Below are 23,223 nucleotides of genomic sequence, written 5' to 3' on the forward strand. Positions count from 1 at the left end.
GAAGACTCTTTCCATGCGCTCATTGGTCATCTCACTCTACATTTTAGTGCTTGGTTGCATGTTTCTCATTAGCTTTGTGGTGGAACAATGGGGCGAATCTTATTACAAACAAGAGACAGGTGAAGAGTATCTTGCCTATTCGCAAAAACTGGCGCCTTTAATTGAAAAAGACATTTTAGAAAACCCGCAGGACACTCAAGGTATTTTACGATTTTGGTCCGACATTATTGAAGATGACCCTGAGGCAATTCAGATCATAGAACTTGGCGCTCTAAATCAAAAAAGCACAGCAAGTTTAGAGGCTTATATCGATACGCTAGACATCACAAACCAAACGGATCATGTGCATATCATTAGCCCGTTTAAAGACAGTTCACTGCAAAACCAAGCCATTTCATTCACTTATTACGACAGTTTCTCAGATGCCATAGTGATTAAGTATTACATTGGCCGCTTTATTATTTATGCCTTCATGACATTAATTCTGACCTTAATCGCTTGGCTAGTTTATCGTTATATCAATCAAATTAGCCAAGTAGCTAAATCTGTCTCCTCTGGCCGTTTTGATCTTAGAATGCCTAATAGCAGGCTTCAAGCTGTGCAAAATTTGGCAACAGACATCAATAATATGGCTGCCAGTATCGAAGAGAAGAACAATGAAAACCTGATTCTCACTGGCGCAATACACCACGAACTTCGTATCCCCATCACGCGAATACGTCTCGCCTTAGATATGCTAATTCAGATGAAGCAGGACACTACGTCATTAGAGTTATTAGCAGATATGGATCAGGACCTTGAAGAGCTCTCAAGTTTGATGGAAGAATTGCTTACTATCTCACGTTTACGCTTAAGAGGAGTCGAGCTGGATAAAGAAGATATTTCCTTATCTCAGCAAGTCTCAACTCTGGTTCAAAAGCTGAATCACGACAAGGTTCATCTTAGTATCCATGAAGACTTAACCCTTCAAGCCAATCAAACTCTGTTAGACAGAGCCTTAATCAACATTATCAATAACGGCATTAAATACTCAGACACAAAGCTCGTCATTTCAGCGAGAAAAGAAGCAAATCTCTTTATTCTAACCTTCGAAGACGACGGTATTGGTATCCCAGAAAATGAAAGAGACATGATTTTAAAGCCTTTTTATCGAACAGATAAAAGCCGCAACAGAAATACTGGCGGCTTTGGTTTAGGCTTGGCTATTGCTGATCTTGTGATTAAAGATTGCCAAGGTCAGATTAAAATAGCGCAAAGCGAGCTTGGTGGCGCCGCTATCTCTATTCACTGGCACCTTTAGTTTTAAAGCTCTTAAAACATGTAAGAATAAAGCAGTCCAAAGCTCGTATTATGGGATTTATCCGCTATGCTACTTTGCTTAATTTCATCAGAATAAAACGTTGTAATAAGCGATAATCCAATCGAGTTATGGCTATTTAATTCATATTCTGCATTGATACCAGCTGCGTAATTTATCCCAGAATCTGGTGTATATAAGGCTCTGGAAGCGGTTACATCCTCCGCTTTGACGCCGTAATAATACGCCGCTGATTTCTTATCAAACCATTGAGCACCCACCAAGGGCATCAGGCTCCAGTCCTCTAAATACACTGGGTAGCTATAACTCAAGCTAGCAAGGTTACCCTTATGTTTGCTCGACACATCGGTTGTTAATGTGGCTTCTATCGCACCCCAAGATGCTTCTTGCTCAAAGGTTAGATTCATCACCACTACATCCGATAGCTTCGTCATATCTGCCAATGCTTTACTGTCGCCCCTATCACTATCACCTAGAGAATCGGAGCTGATAGAGGCTGAAATACCCCAAGAGTCTTCACCATATAGATAAGCTCCTAAAGACTCTCCATCAAAAAATAATGGCCCCCAGCTAATGCTAAGATAAGGCGTAATTTCAGACTCTTGCTGGCTACCTATATAGGGTGTTTGAGAAACAAAGTAACCTAAGCCGATGCTAGTTTCCCATTCAAACGCTTCTTTCTCAGTGTATTCATTTGCCAATGTGTTCCCAGCACTTAATACCAAGACCCCAGTTAAACTTAATGCCTGAATATAATTCGCCATGCTCTGCCCTTCCATACTGTGTTTAAGCCTTTAATTTCTCATAATAAATAACTTAGGTGACAGGACACATAGCGGCTGACACTAGCTGACAATTCGCCGCTTAAATTGACATTAGAAAGTAGTTGAACTCGCCTTAATAACCTTTTCTTGCTCACTAAATAACCATGCTGTAAGTAGGTGTAATATCACTTATTACTCATATAGGATTAGCTTGCAAATATGTTTAAGCAGTATCAAAAAATGACACTTTTTGATTTGAGCACTTATGCCATTAATTTATACAAGGAATTGTAATATGACATTGCCCTCTTACTCGAACAAGCTAATAGGCGCCTCTTTGGTATTAGGCCTAGTTGGCTGTAGTAGCCTCTATACCCATCATGAATGGTACAGTGAAGCCGAAGACATCACGCCACTGCAATCAGAACAAGATGTACCAGAAAGGGTGACCTTAGAACAAGCATGGAATGAAGACACACGACAAGGCTTTTGGTACACAAGCCAAGGCTCACAAATCATCCCTTATTCTTGGTTCACCTGGCTTGAAGTCGCCGATTCAAAAGACCTGTTTCGCAGTAACGAACACATGAGCTACCTAGGTTACTTACCTATGGAATCTTCCAAGATGAATCCATCGGGTCTGCCTATTGGTTTTGCTTTGAATATGGATAAGAAAGGCGATGCTTGGATGGGGATGACCTGTGCAGCTTGCCATACAAATCAGCTAGACTATCAAGGGACACAATACTTAATTGAAGGTGCACCAACATTAGGTAATTTTGTTCTTTTCTTCGATCGTCTTACCGAGGCAATGAACGCGACAAACTCTGATCCTCTTAAATTTACCCGCTTCGCTAAAAACGTCCTAGCAGATGACTACTCCCTTAAAAGTGCCGCCAAATTGAAAGTCGCATTTGATGCTATGGCATTTAAAATTGCTCAGCGACAAGCGGTGAATGCGCTACCTACAGATTACCCTGAAGATTTTACCAGTTATGCCAGACTCGATGCTTTTGGCAATATTCAAAACGAAGGCACAGCCTTTGCTCTTCATGATGTTTCCAATAAAAATACACCTAATGGCCCAGTGTCCTACCCATTTTTGTGGGGCACACATCAATCTGATGTAGTGCAATGGAACGCCTCTGCGCCTAATACACCTATCGTTGGCCCCCTTGCTAGAAACATAGGCGAAGTCGTCGGTGTATTTGGTGGTTTAAGTATTGAGAAAGCCCCTTTCTGGAAAAGAATCTTTGGTATCAAAACTACCTATTCATCCAGTGTCGACATGCTAGGTTTAGGTCAATTAGAGACTTGGGTTAAAACATTAAAGTCGCCACAGTGGCCAGAAAAAATGCCAGCGATTGATATGCAAAAAGCCGCTTCTGGTAGCATTCTTTATCAACAACAGTGTGCAAGTTGTCACCAAGTGATTGCCCGTAAGAATGAATACAGACTGTACGATGCGGTTAAAACACCAGTTGCTGATATTGGCACAGATCCTAAAACGGCATGGAACGCTGAGTTCCATCAAGCCAAGTCGCTTATATTAGAAGGCACTAAGGAATTTATCTTAGCGGGTGATAAATTTAAAGCCGAAACCGATGCCATCAGTGTGCCGGTAAATGGGGTTGTCGGTATCATTCTAAAAGACCCTGAGACAGCACTTAAAGCAGGCCTGATGCCACTGGGTGAGAATGCAAAATCTCGCACTAAGTCCTTGGTTGAATATGCTGAGCTTAACGTACTAAAGAGAAAGACAATTCACGACCCTACCGTGAACAATACTGGCTTTAAAGATAATGGCGAGCTCAACCTAGCAGGTTTAGTGTATAAAGCGCGTCCTTTAAATGGCATCTGGGCAACAGCCCCTTATATGCATAATGGCTCGGTCGCGAACCTTTGGGAAACTTTACAAAAACCAGAAGATAGACAAACGAATTTCTGGGTAGGTAACCGTAACTTTGACCCAGTGAAAGTCGGTTTTGTGAATGAGGCAGCACCTGCAGGCAAGCTCTACCCTAGTCCATCAAATAAATTTGAAGTATTGGGTAAAAACGGCAAAATTTTTCCAGGTAACTCAAACCTAGGACACGATTTTGGTACAGACCTAACGGATAAAGAGAAATGGGAACTGGTTGAGTTTATGAAGACTTTATAAATCAAAGCGTTAAGTCGAGCTTACTTTTTAAAAGTAAGCTCGACCATTTCCCCGTTACTTTGAGAAAAACGTCAAGCTTTTAAAACAAGTAACGCGCCACAAGAAGCTAAAATACTACTCGATATTTTATTCAAAATACCTTTATCACCTCTTATAAAGTTTCGTGCCTTAGCCCCTGCACAAGCGTACATTGTTAATACGCCACCTATGGCAAAGCTGGCAATCATTATTATGGTTAGCACTTCGTAAAAACCAATACTCGATAACTCAACAAAAGCAGGAAAAAAGCCCATATAAAATAAGATGGCTTTAGGGTTTGAAATGCCCACTAACAATCCCATAATTCCATTAGATATCAGCCCCGTATTTTTCTGCTCTTCGGGTTGATCCAAACTCACATCAGCCCGCCAAGTAAAATACGCTATTACCATCAAATAAAGTGCGCCAATGTATTTTAGATAAATAGAAAGCTCACCTAATAGTGAGGCTACTGCTAGCAACCCAGATAAAGCAAGGGCAATAAATATATAGTCAGCCAGCAGTATTCCAAGGGTCACCATCAAGCCACTTTTCACGCCAAAAGTGATAGATCGAGAAATCACTGTCATGACACTTGGTCCTGGGATAAGCGCAGAAACTAACATAGCAAAGAAGAGCGCAATTGCAGAAAGTAATGTCATTCAATCTCCTTACAAATCATAGCGTCAGAGCGAAGTGTTACCCTTTTGCAAAATCCACCAAGGTTTGCCCTGTCATACGATAGCCAATCCACTCATCTTGCGATTTTGCGCCAATGGCTTCGTAAAACTCACGGGATGGCGTATTCCAATCTAAACAGCTCCATTCAAACCGAGCACAATCTTTTTCCAAAGCAATTTGAGCCAAGGTTTTAAGCAATTTAAGCCCAGCCCCTTTACCTCTGTATTCAGGCGAGACATACAAGTCTTCTAAATAAAGTCCAGATTTTGCTAACCAAGTTGAATAATTAAAGAAGTAAATGGCAGAACCCACTGGCACACCATCAAGCTCACAAATCAAAGCATAAGAATGAGTGTCGGAGGCAAATAAGGTGTTGTTAATCGTCTCTTCTGTGGCGAGTACTTCATGCTCTGCTTTTTCATAGATGGCAAGGTCAGTGATAAATTTCAAAATGGTCTTGGTATCTTTGCGGCTGGCTTCTCTTACAATTAAATTGCTCATCATTTTTCCTTTTCAGATATAGGGCTAACTTACGTTTAAAACCAGATTAATCCGCTTTTCAATATGACACCAGTGCATTCTAATCAGATACAGCTGTATAATATTCATATCACTAGTTTGCTTAATCCAGAGGTATCGATGGACCTTCATCAAATCGATTTAAATCTACTGATATTATTTGATGCTCTTTATCGCCATCAGTCTGTCTCCCTCGCCGCCGACGAAGTTTGCATCAGCCAATCCGCCTTTAGCCATGGCATAGCAAGATTAAGAAAGCGTATGAATGACGAGCTTTTCGTACGGGTAAATAACCAAATGCAGCCCACTCCAAGAGCCGAAGAGATCGCCCAACATCTACATCAGGCCCTGCCATTTATTCATAATGCGATTAACGACAGCGATCACTTTGATGCCAGCATGGATAAGAGTGAGTTTAAAATCTCAGCAACAGATTATACCGAGTTCAGTTTGCTTCCTAAGTTGGTTGGCCAAGTCAGTCGCCAAGCGCCAAATATCAAGCTCACCGTGGTGGGTGCCAAAGCGCCACAGCCTTTGACTCACTTAGAAAATAACGAGGTAGATTTTGCCTTAGGTTTTAGCCATGAAATAGAAACATCTAGCCTGATAGAGCACCATACTTGGTTGACTGATAACTATTGCACAGTGGCTCGAAAAAACCATCCTGCATTAGCCCAAGGGTTAGATTTAGACTCTTTCTTGGCATTAAAGCATGTAAGAGTGTCACCTTGGGGCGAGAAGCAAGGCATAGTCGATCAGGTGTTAGCTCAGCATAAATTGAAGCGCCATGTGAGTCTGCAACTGCCCAGTGTCTTGGTTGCACCCCACACCATCATTCACTCAGACATGATACTCACCATGCCACGTATCGTGGCCGAACAAGTCGCAAAACAGGTTGAAATAGAAATCTTCACGCCTCCTATTCCTATCCCTGATTACCATTTAAATATCTACTGGCACAAAATCAATGCCGATAAAGCCAGCTTCAAATGGATGAAGCAGCTGTTTCAAAACTTAAGCTTTTAGCCTTTTCTATCAAGCTTAGCGCTCCAGTTCGGGCAACTCCCATTCCCCACAAATATTAAAAGGCGAGACCAGTGTGGTCCATTTCACCGGAATAAGTTTGTCCTTGGGTAAAAAGCTTTCATCTTGATAAGCCTGTTTACGATATTGGCGCGATAAGTTAGCTAAATCTTGATTTAACGCCATCAAGGTATGCTCACTCATAAAGCGAAAGGCACTGCTAAACTGTGTTCCTTTCTCGCCATCATGTTGCACTACATAGTTAAGAAACTGCTCGTTCTTTTGCAAAATATTATGATGCACAGGCCCATGTAACTGCATCAATAACTTGCCTTGAATACGCAGTTTATAGCTATTATTTGGGCCTAATTCGATCAAACCTTCTCTGTCTAAATCCCTTAAATAACGAAACACACTCACATCACTTAAGCCATAGGTGGTTTGTATTTGTTCAATTGGGTGGTCAGTGGTCAGCAGAATCAAAAAGTTAAAATGGTATGGGTTTTCTCCCAAATACACCTGTTGTTGGTAGCTTAATTTAGCCAAAGGCTCATTGTAGTTTTTGGCAAAATCTAACAAGTCGAATATAGATAAATCGATCAAATCACAAATGTCATTCAATCTGGTTAAAGAACAATCTTTATCTCGAAATAAGCGTTTTATCGTCTTCTCTGAAAGGTCTAGTTTTTCGGCCACTTCTCGATACGTCATCCCTTTGGATTTCAGTGCGCCTTTCAAAGCATTGGTAATTTCAGCATTTGCCGCGGTTCGCATATGTCACCTTAAAGTCAGAAATAGAGACATATATTGTCCCTTATTTTTACAAGCTTGAAGCTTGGTGTCGTTAAAGGCACCTTAGCACAAGCTTTAGAGCAGACACAATTGCTCAAATCTAAATTAACTAATTCTTAAAGACAGGATGACATTCATGAAAAATACAAGACTAAAAGCACTTACCAACTCACTAACAAGTGCCTTAACACTTTCTACTATCACACTCACGGCTTTCTCTTTTGCATCTCACTCCCTAGCATCTCAATCAGTAGAAAGCACACAGTTAAAACCCGTGTGGGAAGTTTCAGGTTTTAAAACCCCAGAGTCAGTCGTATATGACAGCCAAAGGCAGCAATATTATGTGGCCAACATTAACGACAACCCAATGTCAGCAGATGGTAATGGCTCAATTGGCTTAATCAAACAAGACGGGAAATCGTCTGTGATCGAATGGGTAAAAGGTCTTAGCTCACCAAAAGGGTTAGAGGTAAAAGGGAATAAATTGTATGTGGCAGACGTACACGAACTTGTGGTGATTAATCTTGATGACGCCAATATTATTGCCCGCTATCCAGCCCCAAAAGCCAAGGTATTAAATGGCATTGCCATTAGCGATTCGGGCCAGGTTTTTGTTTCCGATTGGGCAGGTAACGCCTTGTATCAATTACAAGATGGCGAGCTAGTTAACTGGCTAGACAGTGCCAAGCTTGAAAGCCCAAATGGGCTATTCGTCAATCAAGATTACCTTTACATCGCCGCTTGGGGTGCCGATATTCAAGCCGATTTCACTACCCTAACCTCAGGTAACTTAAAGCGTGTTGCCATTACTAAAGGAGCTCAAATACCTCAAACAAGTAAGGTAGAAAGTCTAGGTGATAAAGCTAGTTGGCAGAACCTTGATGGTCTTCATGCTTATCAAGAGAGTAACTGGTTAACCACTGACTTTCTCAAAGGCCAGTTGCTTAACATGAACTCTCAAGGTGACATTGAAACCATCTATAAACTAGAGCCAGGTTCTGCTGACTTCTATTACCGTAAAGATAAAGACTTGGTGATAGTGCCTTACTTTATGTCTAATAAAGTCGTAGCTTACAAGCTAAATAAATAAGCTATTAAAAGGTAAAAACTTACTTTTGAGCCGCTAGTCCAGCTCAAAAGTAAGTGACTCCTGTGCCATCATGCTTTGAATAGAGGGCAAGGCTAACATAGCCTGCATGTGCTGTTTTAAATGAGGAAAGTCCTGTGCTCTAGAACCATAACGTCGACTCCAATAGGCGATCATGAAAAGGTGATAATCTACCCCAGAAACACTATCACCTAATAACCAAGGCCCTTGTTTTGCAAGATCATTTTCTAAAATCTGCCAACATCTTGCGAGTTCTTGAGTCGCTTTATCTACCACATAACTAAGGCTCTTTGCCCTATCTTCAGACACGTTAAACTCAAGATAATGTTCAGGGTGAGCCCAACGATTTGCCGCTTCTTGTAAGGTACTCGCCATCCAAAATAAGTACTGATAATAAGACCCTCGTTTGGACGAATTTAACCTTGGAGCCAAGCTAGATTCAGGATGTTGATCCAACACATAAGCCAAAATTGCAGCCGACTCATACACAAGGTGATCACCCTCACTTTTATGATGAATAAGGCTAGGAACCTTGCCATTTGGGTTAATGGCCAAATACTCAGGAGACTTTTGCTCACCTTTTGAAAGGTCAATTTCTACCAATTTATAGTCCACACCTAGCGCTTCAAAAAGTGCATGAGTGGCCATATTAGCGCCACCTTTGTCCCAGTATAATGTATAGATATGACTCCCCTCTTCTTTCTATTTAACGTTAAGATTGTGTGTTCAGCGTTAGAATTGCTTGTGAAGCTAAACTAAAGGATTTATGCCGCGCTTCTTGATCAAAAATAGGGCCGTTTATCATAACTTCATCTGGCTGGTATTGATCAATCAAGCCTGCAAGTTGTGCTCTCACCTTGTCTGGCGTACCTGAAGCGGTGCAGCTTAATGCTGAATTCACTCTCGCTAAGGTTAACCCGTCCACATGCTGCTCGATATTTTCAACTGGCTTAGGTAATAAGCCAGGCTTACCCAAAATCAAGTTGGCAAACGCCTGTTGATGAGATGACATAAGATAATCTGCTTCGGCCTGAGTGTCTGCTGCAAATACATTCACGGCAAACATAAAGTAGGGTTTATCTAACACCTTCGAAGGCTTGAATTTTTGACGATACACTTTAGCTGCTTGCCCTAAAGCATCAGGGGCAAAATGGGAGGCGAACACATAAGGCAAGCCAAGTTCTGCCGCTAAATTCGCACCATAAAGGCTAGAGCCTAATATCCAAATCGGCACATTCGTCCCTTCACCGGGTATAGCACGTACATGCTTTTGCAAAGGGTCGTAGTCGCTTAAATAGGCTTGTAACTCAGCAAGGTCTTCTGGGAATCTATCTTGGTTTGCTAAGTCTCGTCTTAGGGCTTTAGCCGTTATCCCATCAGACCCTGGCGCTCGGCCAACACCTAAATCAATCCGATTTGGGTACAAACTGTCTAAGGTGCCATATTGCTCCGCAATCACAAGAGGTGAATGGTTAGGCAACATAACACCACCCGCCCCTACTCGTATTTTTTGTGTGCCAGAGGCGATATGCCCCACCACGATCGACGTGGCCGCACTGGCAATGCCCGGCATACTGTGATGCTCAGCCACCCAAAAGCGCTCAAAGCCTAGTTGCTCTGTATGTTGTGCTAATTTTAATGAGTTATGCAGCGACACGGCCGCGTTAGAGCCTTCCACGATAGGAGAAAGGTCCAATACTGAATAAGGAATCATAAGCGCCTTCTTTGATGTCAGCCATGATCTTAAATCAGGCTAAAAGAATAATGTTTGAATAGGAGAGATATGGTGCTGGCCGATTAGGATTAAAAGGGTGAAGGCGTTAAACAATTAAGAAAAGAATGAGGATGGGGGCACATAAAAGAGCTTAATTATCTACCCTACCCAACTACCGCTGAAACAAACTCAAAACTCGCACAAGGCGTACCTTGGTGGTATTGCATTTGCCAGCTTTGCCCTGTGAATACCCAAATAGACGAACACTGAGTAAAGGTACTAATCACACAACTTTCATCAACCCAAGCTGATTTATATAACAGCAGCTGTGTGTAAGGTTCTAACTCAATACATTCATAGTCTTGAGAGTGTATAAGTCCTGCTGAGTTCGCTTCCCCCTTTAACGACGCTAAGGTTTCTTCGTAGTCAAAGCGGTTGCCTGAGCGGCCGACTTCTCTAAAACTTGGGTGTAACAAGCGAGTGACAACATCAGGATTCTGACGAGTATTATAACTATGCAGCGCTCTTTCCTACTCAATTAAAACATCCATTGTTTCTCCCATTCTGAAACGAATAAACACTTAAAATTGATTTAAATACAATACATAACTACTTAAAATAATACTAAAGCAGACAGCCACCTAAAGGATAGATGGCAGTCTCGTTCGGTTTGATAAATAATTCTAATTTAATTCAACCCGAACTTTTTCCCATTGCCCATATTTATTTTTATTAAGTTGATAAAGCAACATTCCATTTTTATCATATACTTCTTTAACCAAACGACGACTAGAGCCTGAACCTGGCTGACTACTAATCCAAACGCCTGACTTAAAGAGCATTTTATTAGCCTCAATCCTCTCTCCATAAGTTTCATAAGTACATAGTCCAAGAACAAACTGACATTTACTATCATAGCCTCTTGCTCGATAAACATTTCCCTCTGATCTAACATGCATCACTCCATTTTTCCACATTACATAATCAACATCTTGATTTTGTATAACTCCATTTTCATCAAGAGGAGAAAAGTAAGCTGCATTATCAACAGTCTTACTAAACTTATATCTATGAGGGAGGTCGAGTGTTCCATCGCTATTTGGTGTAAGGTTTTGAGTTCTATATTCAAAACCTTCCTTAATATCAGACATATCAATTAAATCAATGTCGGATGGGCTAAGAATATCATCATGGTACTTTTCTAATATGTTTAACAAGACTTGAGAGTGAGGTTCATCACGTATCTCAAAGTTGTAAGTCATCAATGAATTACAAGCACTCAATTTATCAGTATTAGCAGTCATGAGACGAACTTGTTCAGAAATTGCTTCATTACCCCCTTTGGAAATTAAAAGCTTTGTTGATTCAGGTGTTATGTCATCCATTACACCTACCCAACAATCACAATATTTTTGATTCCCATTATGCCTTCTCGAACAAAGTAAGTTATTAGCATAATTGTACATACCATTCACATCATTAGCTTTAGGTATACTATTATACTGAGACTTATGTGTTGAACCACAGGCACTAAGAAGTATGCCTAGTCCAAAGATTATAAATATTCGGCTCATAGTTTTTTTCATCTCGATATTTGATATATTTTTTCAGGGAATAAAAAATGGGCAGGCACGATTTAGCTTTAGAAACTGCCCAGTTACGCTCTTTACTGCTCTGATACTTAAAGATTAATCGCTTCCGGTTCAACGCTTTCCTCTTCCATAATACAGTTAACATTGTAATTAAAATAATATGGTGTAAATACAATTGACCAGAATATGTTAAACCTACTTAGATCACCTTTATTTAATTCACAATAGGTATTCATTCTATTTCTTACTTTTACAGCCCAAACTACAATCATGATAAAGATGACTAAACCTGAATATGTATCAATATCTAGTAATAAAAGGTATATATTAGAAGCAACATCAGAATTAATTAAAAAAGCCACAAAAGAATCTCGAATAGAATCAATTAAGAGCAAAGCTTCAATAAAAACCATTGAAAGTGAAAAATAAGATAATACAAATAATACTGATATAAACTCTTTAGAAATTTTTTCTTTATCACTCACTACTGTGTTAATAATTTTAGATTGCCTTGCTATATAGTGAGCCCAATACACTGTAAGAGTAACAATTGACAGTATAACTAATCTCCATGTCCCCTGATGTTGTAGCTCTTTTATTAGATTTAAATTTTTCACTGACTCTCCTTAGTATCACAGGGCACTTTTCTCATTAAAAAGCTTATATCCCTATTTTTGCTATTAACTTGTATATTAATAACCAAGTTCTAATGAATAGTGAGTGTACAACTCATTGTTTCAAAAGTGAATAAAACTCAACGCCAGCAGAGCTGACAGGTATGCATTCCAATCGTGGAGCATTGGAACGAGTAGAGAATTTCTTTATCTTTTAGAGAGTTTGATAAGCACTGATCTGGTTTAAGTTTTTTAAACCGCACAAAAAAACGGGGAAGTATTTCTACTCCCCCGTTTCATACTCAGATTTTATAAAATCCGTATTTATTAAATCGAGTGATTATTGCTGTACACCCTTTTTATTAATATAAACTTGGGTTGAGTACTCATCTAGCGGCAGTTTTTCGATTGTGCCGACTTTGATTACGTAATCAACAAAGCTTTGAGCATAATCTAGGTAGGTGTCGACTACACGGCCTTCTTTAACGACTTTACCAAAGGTTTTGTAGCCGTCTTTTCCGCCTGCGATATAGTCATTGGTAGCGACTTTATAAGAAGCGTTTAGATCAAGAGCCGTCCAGCTTTCGCCTTTTCGCATTACTTCTAATTCAGAGAAACGCTCGCCTTTAGGATGAGACGCATCGACTTTCCAACGCATACCAGAGGCATAAGGGTAAGCACCTGATGAACCGCCTTCGCTGATTGCATAATCCAAGGCTTCTTCTAGAACGGTTTTCAGTTCATTACCTGTCATATCCAATTCAACAATGGTGTTTGAGAAAGGCAGTAGTGTGTAAGCATCACCAATGGTTAGCTCACCTTCAGCGATATCAACACGTACACCACCACCATTTTGAATCGCAATATCAGAGGTTTTACTCATATCACGGAAGGCTTTAGCAACAATGTTTGAAATATCGGCACCATGGCTTGCTGTCATAGCGCGATCACACAGCTTAGAACGACCTTGACCAGGAATACGCTCTAAACATAGGTTTGATGCTGATTTACCAATGACTTGGCCTTTCATGGCATCAACTTGTGAAGAGAATGTCGCCAAAGTTGCCGCTGCCGCGGCATCAGCTTCGACAATAGATACGGCGCTATTCGCTTCGATATCTGCGTAAACGGCTTGACGTGCTTGACCTGTTAACTCAACACGCTTGCCGTCAGCGTTTTTACGTTTAAAGCTATCAGCCAATAACAAATGTGGTGTACCAGAACAACTAGTCACAACGCCGTTCTCATCCCATGCAACGTTTAACTCACCAACGACTGCAGAATATTGCCATGCTTGAGCAACACATACAGGGTTACCTGCTGCATCGGTTAATTGAGTTGGGTAAGGCCCAGCTGAATCAAGACCAACTGACTTAAAGTCACCTAATAGCGTATGTGAGTCACCGCCAATAATAACGTCTGCGCCTTTTAATTTAGCCGCTAGTTTTACATCATTTTGATATTGGTAATGGGTCACAAGAACAATTTTATTGATGCCCATACCTTGCAGTTTATCTATGTACTTCTGAGCTGTTTTTGCTTCATCTAAGAAAATGGTTGTCTCATCTGGGCTAGACGAGTTTTTGGTTTTCTTGGCAATATCAATACCAATGAAACCCACTTTTTCACCATTATATTCTTTGATTGTATAAGGCGTGAAATAGTCTTCTGCACTATTTAGCGTTAAAGGAGAGACACCAACTTCTGGTTGAACATTGGCAGAGATGACATCTGTGCTACAGCCAGGATCAGACTTTAACCAATCTAGGAATTTAACCAAGCCAGCATCGCCCGCATCAAACTCGTGGTTACCTAAGGTAAAGATATCAAAACATGCTTCGTTCATTAATGCAGCGTCTGCTTCACCCTTAAACAAGGTATAAAAAAGGTCACCTGTGATAGCATCACCCGCGTGAACTTTTACGAAAGGCTCGCTGGTGTTTGTTAACTCATTAATCTTGGTGACAACAGAAGGGAATCCACCCACTGCGACACGCGTTTTCTCACCACCCAATTTCATGTCTACACCTTTATCAGCACTTAGGTGAGAGTGATGGTCGTTTACGTGAACAATTTTGAGTTCTAGAGGTTGTGTTGCCACAGAAGATGTCGAGATTGATTGACAGCCAGTCAGAAAAATAGACGCAGTGGCCGCTGCTACTAAGGTTTTTCTAAACATAGAAATTTCCTTTATGATTATTGATGTTTAAAAATTCGTGTTAGTTCCGATTTATAAAAACAGTCATCGGTCCGATCGTCTTTCTACTTTTTATTATTAATCTGTAAATTGTCAGCCTCATAAAGAGTTTGAGACGGCAGTTAAAGATTTGAAAACTTGAAGGAAATCCCAAAAGAATCAATTATTTAGTAAGCAGTATTTTTACTCTCAGATAAATTGACCTTATCACTTAATAGAAAGAATTCTTTGTATCCCACACCCTTCAAGCGATAAAACTATGCATTAACTTGTCTAAATGATCAACAATATTGAAAGCTTATTCATTTTAATCTTCAGAAGCTGCAATTAAATGACACAGCTTTTAATATATCTTGATGTTAAGCCAGCGATTCAGCCGAACAATAGAATAGGAGACAGAACAAGAAATGGAACTGAAGATGGATATCCTAACGCTAGATCAAGAACTCAATGATAAAGAGAGAGCCGAGCTTTTATTTGCCGGCAATTTGCTGGTATTTAAACAACGCCCTGCCATGCTTGAGTTAATCAAGGTTTGTCAGCAACAACTCGAACGCGCCCTATCCGGCTTAGATCCCATGTTTGCACAACAAGCATTAGGGGAAACTGAGTTCATTAGGATAACAGCCCAAGTACAGGCTAAATTCAAGCAAGATAAAGACGTGAGGCAACTCTTTTTCCAAGTGCTTGAGGAATGCGGACTTGATACAGAATCCGCCTATTACGATCATTTCCCTTTAAGAGTGGTACCTGCTAATCATGAAAAGAATGGTACCCACAGATCTTCCATTGCTCACCATAGAGATACTTGGGGCAGTAACTTAGATAGCCAACAAAATTGGTGGGCACCTTTATACCCTCTTACTCAAGAAAGAACCATTGCCTTCTTCCCTGAATATTGGACAACACCTTTGGCAAATAATACGGATACTTGGTCCTTCGAAGACTATCTCGCTAAGCGCAAGCAAACCTTAAAACAAGATGAAGTGGGCTACCCTATTGCGCCCATGGCAAAAGAAGCCGTGGATGAAAGCCAGATAATTAAACTGGTAATCGGACCTGGGGATGTTCTCAATTTTGCCAGCGCTCAATTACATGCCAGCGTCCCTAATACAACAGATGCAGCGCGATATAGTGTGGAAATGCGAACCCTTAGTTTAGAGGATATAAACCATGGCAGAGCGGCCCCCAACGTCGATAATGCTGGGACAACCCCTATGTATAATTGGTTTAAACGAATTACAGATGATGAGAGGTTAAGGTTTAAACCCTAAACTTTAAACTCTGGTTTTTCGGCTTATTTATTTGACTCTCTATTCGAGTGGCTCTGTATCTGTGACATTCTCTTCTTAAGCTCTTTCTGAAGAATATTCATGTGATAAGGCTTCATTGACTTCCATTTCTGGCATTCAGGTTTTGTTCTACCACAACCTAAACACCATCCCTTAGGGCCTGAAAAATCACATACATCGATACAAGGGCTCTTTTGCATTTTCATTTCTTTGATCTCAACGTTTAACGGGCTTAAAGCTTAAACAGTACCTTTTCAACACTGGCTTCAAGCACTCGCAGACGGTTAAATTCTTCAAATAACTTTTGCTCTAAATTTTTAAAGTTTAGCGGCATTGTGCGTCTGCAAATATCATAGTTATTTTCTAAGGTTTTATAGCCTTTCCAGCCCTTTATTCGATCACCTTCAAGTGCCATAAACTCACGAATGAATTCAGATTGATTGGGACAATCTTCCTCGACATGCATGCACACAGGGAATGACTTTTGTTTGATTTGTGGCGCTTCGATAAATGTCTCAAAATGAATGCCACCTTGGTTATGATTAAACCAATTGTTTTTATAAAGTTGCAGGTAGCTCCCTCGATTATAAATTTCCCATTCATCATCGAACCAGCTTGCCTGTTGCAGCATCTTCTCAAGATTACGGAATACACCTTTTACATCTTTCATAAAGTCTTTCCACCTTGTGTTCTTTGTAGGTTATCAAACCTAAAAATCACTAATTACAATGGTCTATCTCGTTATAAAGCCGCAGCTTATAAAGGTAGCACCATTGAATCACGTCCATCTTCTCGCTTAGCACGGATAAAGGCAGGCCTTTCTTGAATGCGTTTTAACCAAGCAAGGGTAAGCGGATAATCGTCTGTGATAAAGCCACGTTTATGGGCAGATTCGAGTGGGTAGCTTAATAAAATATCGGCTAAGGTGAGGTCTTTCCCACCGAACCACTGGGCGGTCGCAAGATCAACTTCGGCTTGTTCAAGCAGCTTTACCATGCGTGCTTTGGTAAAGCCTGCTGATGCTTTTGCCAATACAGGTTTTATCACTAGCCTTAAAATACCAGGCACACGTTTTTGAATGATATGGAAGATACTTTCCATCAACATAAGCGGCATGATGGAGCCTTGCGCTGCATGGAACCAAAACAGGTGTCTTGCTCTATCTGGAGAGCCAACTTCTGGCCTTAAAAACTCATCTGGATGCAAGTCAATTATGTAGTCCATGATGGCTGCGGTTTCGGATATGGCTCTATCACCATGGGTAATCACAGGCGCTGTGCCCATAGGAGAAATCGCTTTATATTTTTCTGGCGCAAGGTGTGTCACTGGGTCTCTATTATACTTTTCTAGACCATATTCAACTTTCAGCTCTTCTAGCAACCAGAGGATACGAAACGATTGAGAGTATTCTAAGTGATGTAAAATAATCATTTTTTACCTTTCCTTTGGTTTATCTTATAACGCATCTTAACATCGCATATTTTAAACGTTTAGGACAAAACCTAATACCATTAATTACTTATAAAAAAGCCCACCTCTTATTTAAGAGATGGGCTTTTTATCGCTAGCGAGTTCTTAGGTTTGCAGCTAAAGCATGCAGTTAGTAAAAATCCTAGGCAATTTCGAACTCGTCACTCAAGGCTTTCAACTTCTTACTTTGAGAGCTAATGTGTGAGCTAGATTCAGAGATCTCACCCATGCCCATAGAATTTTGCTTCGCGGCTTCATTAATGGTGACAAGCGCCTGATTAATCTCTTCAGAAGCAGCAGACTGCTGCATGGCAGCGGTTGCAATTTGGCTAGCATCTAGGCTAATCACTTCAGCTTCTTTGAAAGAAAGATTAATCGACGCTTCTGTTTCTTGTGTTTCAGCCACAGATCTTTCAGCAATATCATTACTGCGATTAATCACATTAACCACCTGTTTCACATCTTCTTGAAGCAGGTTAATCATGTTTTCAATGTCAGAAGTAGAGAGCTGTGTTTTTTGGGCAAGCTGTCTTACTTCATCTGCAACAACTGAGAAACCGCGACCTTGATCGCCTGCTCGTGCTGCTTCAATCGCAGCATTTAAGGCGAGTAAGTTAGTCTGATCTGCAATACCACGTATTACTTCCAGAATCGCACCAATCTCTTGGGATTTACTGTCTACCGTTTGAATCGAGGCTTTTGCATTACCTAGCTCACTAGATAGGCTAGCGATGGTATCGATTGTTTTTGTTACTTGATTCTTAGCTTGAGCAGAAGCATTTTTCGCTGACAAGCTAGATTCAGCCACATGCTGTGCATTTGATGAAACATCTTGAATAGTGACAGACATTTCGTTCATGGCAGTCGAGACACTTTCGATACTTGCTTGCTGCTCTAACAAAGACACATTCACCTGCTCTGAAGCCACACTACTCTGGCTCGCACCGGACGCCAAAGAGTGAGACATCTGATTAATGTTGCCTATCATCATGTTGAGCTGTTTATTCATTTTTTGCATTGAGCCATAAATACCCGAATGCTGTGTAGCCTGATCGAATTTCGATGTCAGATTACCCTCAGAAATAAGATGCGCTATCTTGCTTATTTTATCTGGTTCACCACCGATAGGACGTGTAATTGAGCGAGCCATGCTCATGGCAATAAAGACGACAATCAATACAGTGATAGCAATCACAATCAACATGATATTTCTTAGTTCAATCACAGGAATCAAAGCTTCAGCTTCATCAATTTCAGCTAATAACACCCACTTTAAATCATTTAGCTTTAAAGGAGCATAGGCTGATAAAACTGGATTACCATTGTAATCAATTACGATTTGGCTATTTGTTTCACCAGCTAAAGCAGCATTTACTGCAACTGAGTTGATTCCGTTCTTAGCCACTGTCCCTGCAAAGCTTGCTTCTACCGTATGGTTAATCGGATCTAGGAAAGAGTCAGAGCGCATCTTGTGGTCCGAACCAACTAGATAGCTTTCACCGGTTTCGCCCATGCCGTCTCTTTGTTGCATCAACTCATTAATATGATCAATAGAAAGTTTTAACACTAAAACACTATCAAGTTTGCCATGTACCAAGATAGGCGCAGAAATAAAGGCTTCTGGCTTGTTGTTATTGGCAGGGTATGGCGAAAAGTCCTCAACATGAGTCACGTTATGCTTAGTTTCTGGCAAGGTTTTACTAAAAATACGACCAAGACCAGTACGGCTAAATGGCCCAGTAATTAGGTTAGTCTGATAGTCACCCAGCTTTTCAACACTGTAAAAAACATCACCATCAGGCTTAATTAGAAGCAAATCATCATAACCATAGGCTTTAATAAAGTGATCAAAATACCCTTGGTTTGCTTCAGCCGCTTTGATTTCATCCGCTTTTGAATGAGTATCTTTAAAGATTAGACTTTCAACCGCATGCTCAAGCATGACAATGTCAGCTTCTCTTTGCTCAAAGTATTCTTCTATTTGAGTTTCTTTAATCTCACGCACTGCCTCTAGTTTTTTAAAGGCTTCTTCTTCTAACGACACAGTTGCTAAGTGGAGTGACAGGTAACCAAAAAAAGCCAGTGGAAGCAGTCCAATTGCTAGAAACGCGAGCATAATTTTGTTTTTCAATTTCATCGTACACTTAACCCTATTTTAATATCGATAAAGCAGATGCAAGGAAAATGCATCGCTTAATTTTTTTAAAAATGACATCAGACCCATGTATAAAAAGCCTTCCTTAAAAAACAATACACTTGATATATGTCAGTTTTCATAAAAAATCAGCAACCAGAATACTCATATAAAATGAATTATCAATGAATTTCACAAACAAAAGTTAACAAGCTGGCACAAAACTGACACTCTTGATATACAAACTATATAAAAACGTAATGAGATCAATATCAAAATTACATAAGTACACATTGCTTCTTGATTTAAAATAATGTGTACCAAATAATGAAATTAACCTATTTTTTCTAGCCTAGATCTAACATGCGCCTTAAACGCTGTTTGCTTCAGCGTGGATTGTTGATCTTTTTTAAATATGAGATACAAGTTTTTTTGTGGTAGTTCTGGCTTTAACTCAGGAAAAATAGGCACAAGCTCACCGGCATCTAAATCCGCCTGTATGGAAAGATCGAGTAACAAACCTATCCCTAAATTGGCCTTTACACTTTGGTAGATACCTTCAATATCATCACTTCTGTGAAGAGGTAAAAGGTCTGGTTTGATATTCTTCTTCTGGAAAAACAACTTTAAAGCTTGTGATCCATGAAGAGGTGACATGAGAATTAAACGGTGATTAGCTAAATTAGAAAGGCTTTCAGGTTTACCAAACTGGTCTAAGTAACTGGGTGTCACACAGGCAAGCAATTGGGTTTTAATTAATGGCGTCGCAATGACACTGCTACTATCAGTAAGCTCTCCCAGTCGAAATGCAAAATCGATTTTATTCTGATGAAGATCGACTAGATCATCACTGAAACTTAGGTCTAAGGTTAACTTAGGATGCTGCTTAATAAAGTCCGAAATAATAGGAATCACTGGGCCTCTAGCCAAAACCTTTGGCAAGCTAATGGCTAACTTTCCTTGAATTTCTTGACTCTCTTGGTAGAGCAAGGATTCTGCCGTCAGAATGTCCAACATAACCTGTTTACAAGCGGGATAAAAGCGCTCACCAGAAGCGGTAATTTCAAGCTTTTTATGGCTACGGTTAAAGAGTTTAACACCTATATTATGCTCAAAATTAGCGAGCTGTTTACTCACAGCAGCAGGCGTAATATTTAAATGCAAAGCGGCTTTTGCAATACTCCCCAGCTCAACAATGGCAATAAATACCTGATAATGCATAAGCTTTGACATTCTACTTCTCCCTAAGATTTAGCTAATTTTAACCCTATTAGTCCTCAAGCTGCATTCCAAAAAGTTAATCAAGTCTTAACCTTTAGTTCCTTTAAGTATTTTTATGCTTCTTTAAACTCACTCAGACCTAAACGTTCCACGTCCAATTTAGAGGAAATACCATGATTCCATTAACTAACGTGTCCTTATCCATAGAACAAGACATTGATACTGTATTTGCTTATGCAACAAATCTAGAGAATTATGCAAATTGGTTTGAAGGTGTGATTGATATTAAATCAGCTAATAATTTAGGCCAATTCGAACTAGGTAAAACCTATCAAGAAACACTGCTAATTAATGGCCAAGAAGCCATGCTTACCATTAAAGTTCATGAATGCTCTCAACCTAATTTATTCGTCACTCAGGGGGATCTAGCCGGTTTTTTGCCACAAATGACCATGTCATTCGAACGGTTAGCAGAACAAGAAACCCTCTTCCATCTTACTTATGCCAGTCGAGAAACTTCAATTGCAAAAGACGATGCTTTTTTGACTTCATTAAAAGCTGACTTAACAGTAAGAGCACAAAAAGCAGTACTTAATTTGAAGAGTATTTTAGAAAGTCACTAAGCAAAAAGCGGATAGGTTTTCGATTAGAAAAATACACCCTATCCGCTTTCTATTGTTGGTTTGATAGTGACATCAAAACCACTTAAACTCTCTTAGAATTTACCGTTCGCGTTTTGTCTTTTAGCTTCTGGTAAAATGGTTTCGATAACATCCCAATGCTCTACAATCTTGCCGTTTTCAACACGAAAAAGATCATAAAAGGCGGTGTCTTTACCTGCAAAAGTCCCTTCACTTACTGACAATACAAAGTTACCTTGTCCCAATACTAGGTGATTTTTGTTATATACCATTTCAATGCCTTGAGATGCCATATAAGCCAATGCTTTGCTTAAACCTGACAGGCCATCTGCAACCTGAGTATTATGTTGTAAGTAGTAATCTCCTTCGAAGAAGTTACCGACTTTATCAAACTCACCCTTCATCAAGATAGTCTCAACAAAATCAGCCACTAGAGCTTTGTTGACTTCAGTTTTATCTAGATCAACTGCTTTAGTTGCACCATCTAGCTGTGTGCGGCCACTTGGATTAGGTGAGGTTGCTGTTGGCTGCAAGTTATCCCAATGCTCAACCATTTTGCCATCTTCAAAACGGAAAATATCAAAACCAATCTCTGGCTCAAATAGATTGTAATCTGTGTGAGTAAAGACATAATCACCATCGCTGTAAGCTCTTACCACATCTGCTTTCACACCCGTTTTAGGCAAGATAGATAAGAAGTGTTTTAAGCCTTCAATACCATCTGCAGCCATTAGGTTATGCTGCACATATTTATCAGAATCGATATAGGCTAAAGCAGCTTTGTCTTTTGTTTCAAAGCTAGTAATTAAAGCTACAGCTTTTTCTTGGTTGGTAAGCTGCACTTCTGCATTATCTTTAGTATTACCGCCACAAGCGGTTAATAAAACACTGGCAGATATCGCTGCGATAGGAAGTAATTTGTTCATAATGACCTCTGAGTTAAGTTTCGGTCATAGTATGTTTAAGGAGGAATAAGAGGCAGGTTAAAGACGACTTAAAAAAGGTAAATATCGTACCTCTTTTATCAGATCAAAGTGAAAGTGTTTTAACTTGATAAGCTATTTCTAAATTTTGCCGGAGTGAACCCAGTGTGCTTCTTAAAGTACTTCACAAAGTTACTAAGCTCATCAAAGCCTAATTCAAACGCCAATATTTGGATTTGGCACTGGCTAATAGCAAGCTCTCTTTTAGCTTGTAGTATCACCTCTTCATCTATCAGGTGTTTAGTGGTTTTATTTGCCACCAGCTTACATAATAAATTTAACGATTTATAACTCATGCTCATCATATTGGCGTATTCTGCAGCGCTTTTGATGGTGCGACAATGGCGAGTCAATAACCCCATAAATTCACTAAACTGTTCCACTTGCCTTGCACTGAGTAAGTTCGAAACCCCATGATCTCTGTGTTTATCAAGTTTTAATAAGATACTAGAGAATAAAAGCTGTAACATGAGAGGGTCACACTTATCCTCTTTATGCTCCTTTAATAACTCCCCCAATAGCACTTCAAAACTTTGCTTCACATCTGCATCTAGCTTTATCACAGGAGATGAGCCCTGAAAGTAATGCATTGGGGCAAACAAATGGGTACGAATATTCGTTCTCGCCTTTTCAATAAAGTCTTCTGTAATGAGCAAGAGCTTACCTTCAGGACGGCTATTTAAGTCAAAGGCATGTACCTGATGACGATTAATAAAAACACAGGTATCCGCATCTAGAGGGTAATGATTAAAGTCGATAAAATGTTGGCAATGACCCTTTTCAATATAAAGAAGACAGTGAAAATCGACCCTATGGGGTAAAAAAGGAGAATGGTCCAAGCTCTCTTTTTGATAAAGAGAACTTAGCTCAACAATATCTAACCCTATATCAACTTGATCGGCATTATTAAAATGCACATCTGGAATAGCAGCGTGTTTGTTTGCTTGAGTTCGAGACATGCTATAAGCCTAGGTTCCCTAG

The 23,223-nt window shown here is 40.0% G+C and carries 23 protein-coding genes; 6 read left to right on the top strand and 17 right to left on the bottom strand.

The features are described from left to right. The first annotated feature begins 13 nt into the window (after positions 1-13). Positions 14-1,300, top strand: a complete 1,287-nt coding sequence (locus OA91_RS01680; RefSeq protein ID WP_063337763.1) for an ATP-binding protein — start codon at positions 14-16, stop codon at positions 1,298-1,300. Positions 1,301-1,311: 11 nt separating this feature from the next. Here OA91_RS01680 and OA91_RS01685 read toward each other — a convergent pair whose 3' ends face one another. Beyond that, positions 1,312-2,082, bottom strand: coding sequence for a MipA/OmpV family protein (locus OA91_RS01685; RefSeq protein WP_197477695.1), 771 nt, complete (start codon positions 2,080-2,082; stop codon positions 1,312-1,314). A 295-nt stretch (positions 2,083-2,377) separates the two neighbouring features. On the opposite strand from OA91_RS01685, the gene OA91_RS01690 reads away from it, so the two are divergent. Continuing rightward, the gene (locus OA91_RS01690; RefSeq protein ID WP_063337765.1) at positions 2,378-4,243 is read left to right on the top strand and encodes a di-heme-cytochrome C peroxidase; all 1,866 of its coding nucleotides are present in this window, start codon (positions 2,378-2,380) and stop codon (positions 4,241-4,243) included. Between the two features lie 71 nt (positions 4,244-4,314). On the opposite strand, the gene OA91_RS01695 is transcribed toward OA91_RS01690, so the two are convergent. Together OA91_RS01695 and OA91_RS01700 are read right to left on the bottom strand one after the other, a co-directional pair. Further along, positions 4,315-4,923, bottom strand: coding sequence for a LysE family translocator (locus OA91_RS01695; protein WP_063337766.1), 609 nt, complete (start codon positions 4,921-4,923; stop codon positions 4,315-4,317). A gap of 37 nt (positions 4,924-4,960) precedes the next feature. Continuing rightward, positions 4,961-5,446 (bottom strand): GNAT family N-acetyltransferase, encoded by a 486-nt coding sequence (locus tag OA91_RS01700; protein WP_082827735.1) that lies wholly within the window; start codon positions 5,444-5,446, stop codon positions 4,961-4,963. Between the two features lie 135 nt (positions 5,447-5,581). Between OA91_RS01700 and OA91_RS01705 the strand changes: the two genes are divergently transcribed. Continuing rightward, on the top strand, positions 5,582-6,487 hold the full coding sequence (locus tag OA91_RS01705) for a LysR family transcriptional regulator (RefSeq protein WP_063337768.1): 906 nt from the start codon (positions 5,582-5,584) through the stop codon (positions 6,485-6,487). Between the two features lie 15 nt (positions 6,488-6,502). Here the strand turns inward: OA91_RS01705 and OA91_RS01710 are convergent, their stop codons facing one another. Beyond that, a complete protein-coding gene (locus OA91_RS01710) occupies positions 6,503-7,258 on the bottom strand; it encodes a helix-turn-helix domain-containing protein (RefSeq protein ID WP_046018331.1) in 756 nt (251 codons plus the stop codon). Between the two features lie 154 nt (positions 7,259-7,412). Between OA91_RS01710 and OA91_RS01715 the strand changes: the two genes are divergently transcribed. Then, positions 7,413-8,366 carry a hypothetical protein gene (locus tag OA91_RS01715; protein ID WP_063337769.1) on the top strand — a complete coding sequence of 318 codons (954 nt, stop codon included), beginning with the start codon at positions 7,413-7,415 and terminating at the stop codon, positions 8,364-8,366. Positions 8,367-8,399: 33 nt separating this feature from the next. Here OA91_RS01715 and OA91_RS01720 read toward each other — a convergent pair whose 3' ends face one another. The 6 genes from OA91_RS01720 to nadN all read right to left on the bottom strand — a co-directional run bounded on the left by OA91_RS01720 (position 8,400) and on the right by nadN (position 14,483). Further along, positions 8,400-9,068 (bottom strand): glutathione S-transferase family protein, encoded by a 669-nt coding sequence (locus OA91_RS01720; RefSeq protein WP_082827736.1) that lies wholly within the window; start codon positions 9,066-9,068, stop codon positions 8,400-8,402. Between the two features lie 28 nt (positions 9,069-9,096). Then, the gene (locus OA91_RS01725; protein WP_063337771.1) at positions 9,097-10,098 is read right to left on the bottom strand and encodes an LLM class flavin-dependent oxidoreductase; all 1,002 of its coding nucleotides are present in this window, start codon (positions 10,096-10,098) and stop codon (positions 9,097-9,099) included. A 164-nt stretch (positions 10,099-10,262) separates the two neighbouring features. After that, positions 10,263-10,619 (bottom strand): nuclear transport factor 2 family protein, encoded by a 357-nt coding sequence (locus OA91_RS01730; protein ID WP_269447891.1) that lies wholly within the window; start codon positions 10,617-10,619, stop codon positions 10,263-10,265. 162 nt (positions 10,620-10,781) lie between these two features. Next, the gene (locus tag OA91_RS01735; RefSeq protein WP_063337772.1) at positions 10,782-11,483 is read right to left on the bottom strand and encodes a hypothetical protein; all 702 of its coding nucleotides are present in this window, start codon (positions 11,481-11,483) and stop codon (positions 10,782-10,784) included. 296 nt (positions 11,484-11,779) lie between these two features. Beyond that, the gene (locus OA91_RS01740; protein WP_063337773.1) at positions 11,780-12,307 is read right to left on the bottom strand and encodes a hypothetical protein; all 528 of its coding nucleotides are present in this window, start codon (positions 12,305-12,307) and stop codon (positions 11,780-11,782) included. Positions 12,308-12,644: 337 nt separating this feature from the next. After that, positions 12,645-14,483, bottom strand: a complete 1,839-nt coding sequence (gene nadN / locus OA91_RS01745) for an NAD nucleotidase (protein WP_063337774.1) — start codon at positions 14,481-14,483, stop codon at positions 12,645-12,647. A 425-nt stretch (positions 14,484-14,908) separates the two neighbouring features. Here nadN and OA91_RS01750 point away from each other — a divergent pair, with 425 nt between their 5' ends. Then, positions 14,909-15,775, top strand: coding sequence for a hypothetical protein (locus tag OA91_RS01750; protein WP_082827737.1), 867 nt, complete (start codon positions 14,909-14,911; stop codon positions 15,773-15,775). 23 nt (positions 15,776-15,798) lie between these two features. Here OA91_RS01750 and OA91_RS01755 read toward each other — a convergent pair whose 3' ends face one another. From OA91_RS01755 to OA91_RS01775, 5 genes are all read right to left on the bottom strand, one after another. Beyond that, the gene (locus tag OA91_RS01755; RefSeq protein ID WP_063337775.1) at positions 15,799-15,999 is read right to left on the bottom strand and encodes a DUF1289 domain-containing protein; all 201 of its coding nucleotides are present in this window, start codon (positions 15,997-15,999) and stop codon (positions 15,799-15,801) included. Between the two features lie 26 nt (positions 16,000-16,025). After that, complete coding sequence (locus OA91_RS01760; protein WP_063337776.1) at positions 16,026-16,463, bottom strand: hypothetical protein; 438 nt, start codon at positions 16,461-16,463, stop codon at positions 16,026-16,028. Positions 16,464-16,549: 86 nt separating this feature from the next. After that, positions 16,550-17,224, bottom strand: coding sequence for a glutathione S-transferase family protein (locus OA91_RS01765; protein ID WP_063337777.1), 675 nt, complete (start codon positions 17,222-17,224; stop codon positions 16,550-16,552). A gap of 181 nt (positions 17,225-17,405) precedes the next feature. Beyond that, complete coding sequence (locus OA91_RS01770) at positions 17,406-19,400, bottom strand: methyl-accepting chemotaxis protein (protein ID WP_063337778.1); 1,995 nt, start codon at positions 19,398-19,400, stop codon at positions 17,406-17,408. Between the two features lie 330 nt (positions 19,401-19,730). Then, the gene (locus tag OA91_RS01775; RefSeq protein WP_063337779.1) at positions 19,731-20,630 is read right to left on the bottom strand and encodes a LysR family transcriptional regulator; all 900 of its coding nucleotides are present in this window, start codon (positions 20,628-20,630) and stop codon (positions 19,731-19,733) included. Positions 20,631-20,791: 161 nt separating this feature from the next. On the opposite strand from OA91_RS01775, the gene OA91_RS01780 reads away from it, so the two are divergent. Next, a complete protein-coding gene (locus tag OA91_RS01780; protein WP_063337780.1) occupies positions 20,792-21,241 on the top strand; it encodes an SRPBCC family protein in 450 nt (149 codons plus the stop codon). Between the two features lie 92 nt (positions 21,242-21,333). Here the strand turns inward: OA91_RS01780 and OA91_RS01785 are convergent, their stop codons facing one another. Both OA91_RS01785 and OA91_RS01790 read right to left on the bottom strand, forming a co-directional pair. Then, positions 21,334-22,185, bottom strand: coding sequence for a nuclear transport factor 2 family protein (locus tag OA91_RS01785; RefSeq protein WP_063337781.1), 852 nt, complete (start codon positions 22,183-22,185; stop codon positions 21,334-21,336). Positions 22,186-22,304: 119 nt separating this feature from the next. Then, positions 22,305-23,201 carry a helix-turn-helix domain-containing protein gene (locus OA91_RS01790; RefSeq protein ID WP_063337782.1) on the bottom strand — a complete coding sequence of 299 codons (897 nt, stop codon included), beginning with the start codon at positions 23,199-23,201 and terminating at the stop codon, positions 22,305-22,307. Positions 23,202-23,223 lie beyond the last annotated feature (22 nt).

The organism is Marinomonas sp. SBI8L, assembly GCF_001624705.1.
Classification (GTDB): domain Bacteria; phylum Pseudomonadota; class Gammaproteobacteria; order Pseudomonadales; family Marinomonadaceae; genus Marinomonas.

Coding starts and splice junctions, on each gene's coding strand:
- nadN (WP_063337774.1), bottom strand. CDS start 14,483: ATGTTTAGAAAAACCTTAGTAGCAGCGGCCACTGCGTCTATTTTTCTG.
- OA91_RS01690 (WP_063337765.1), top strand. CDS start 2,378: ATGACATTGCCCTCTTACTCGAACAAGCTAATAGGCGCCTCTTTGGTA.
- OA91_RS01695 (WP_063337766.1), bottom strand. CDS start 4,923: ATGACATTACTTTCTGCAATTGCGCTCTTCTTTGCTATGTTAGTTTCT.
- OA91_RS01710 (WP_046018331.1), bottom strand. CDS start 7,258: ATGCGAACCGCGGCAAATGCTGAAATTACCAATGCTTTGAAAGGCGCA.
- OA91_RS01750 (WP_082827737.1), top strand. CDS start 14,909: ATGGAACTGAAGATGGATATCCTAACGCTAGATCAAGAACTCAATGAT.
- OA91_RS01715 (WP_063337769.1), top strand. CDS start 7,413: ATGAAAAATACAAGACTAAAAGCACTTACCAACTCACTAACAAGTGCC.
- OA91_RS01785 (WP_063337781.1), bottom strand. CDS start 22,185: ATGAACAAATTACTTCCTATCGCAGCGATATCTGCCAGTGTTTTATTA.
- OA91_RS01735 (WP_063337772.1), bottom strand. CDS start 11,483: ATGGATGACATAACACCTGAATCAACAAAGCTTTTAATTTCCAAAGGG.
- OA91_RS01765 (WP_063337777.1), bottom strand. CDS start 17,224: ATGATTATTTTACATCACTTAGAATACTCTCAATCGTTTCGTATCCTC.
- OA91_RS01790 (WP_063337782.1), bottom strand. CDS start 23,201: ATGTCTCGAACTCAAGCAAACAAACACGCTGCTATTCCAGATGTGCAT.
- OA91_RS01700 (WP_082827735.1), bottom strand. CDS start 5,446: ATGATGAGCAATTTAATTGTAAGAGAAGCCAGCCGCAAAGATACCAAG.
- OA91_RS01755 (WP_063337775.1), bottom strand. CDS start 15,999: ATGAAAATGCAAAAGAGCCCTTGTATCGATGTATGTGATTTTTCAGGC.
- OA91_RS01780 (WP_063337780.1), top strand. CDS start 20,792: ATGATTCCATTAACTAACGTGTCCTTATCCATAGAACAAGACATTGAT.
- OA91_RS01770 (WP_063337778.1), bottom strand. CDS start 19,400: ATGAAATTGAAAAACAAAATTATGCTCGCGTTTCTAGCAATTGGACTG.
- OA91_RS01760 (WP_063337776.1), bottom strand. CDS start 16,463: ATGAAAGATGTAAAAGGTGTATTCCGTAATCTTGAGAAGATGCTGCAA.
- OA91_RS01705 (WP_063337768.1), top strand. CDS start 5,582: ATGGACCTTCATCAAATCGATTTAAATCTACTGATATTATTTGATGCT.
- OA91_RS01685 (WP_197477695.1), bottom strand. CDS start 2,082: ATGGCGAATTATATTCAGGCATTAAGTTTAACTGGGGTCTTGGTATTA.
- OA91_RS01680 (WP_063337763.1), top strand. CDS start 14: ATGCGCTCATTGGTCATCTCACTCTACATTTTAGTGCTTGGTTGCATG.
- OA91_RS01775 (WP_063337779.1), bottom strand. CDS start 20,630: ATGTCAAAGCTTATGCATTATCAGGTATTTATTGCCATTGTTGAGCTG.
- OA91_RS01725 (WP_063337771.1), bottom strand. CDS start 10,098: ATGATTCCTTATTCAGTATTGGACCTTTCTCCTATCGTGGAAGGCTCT.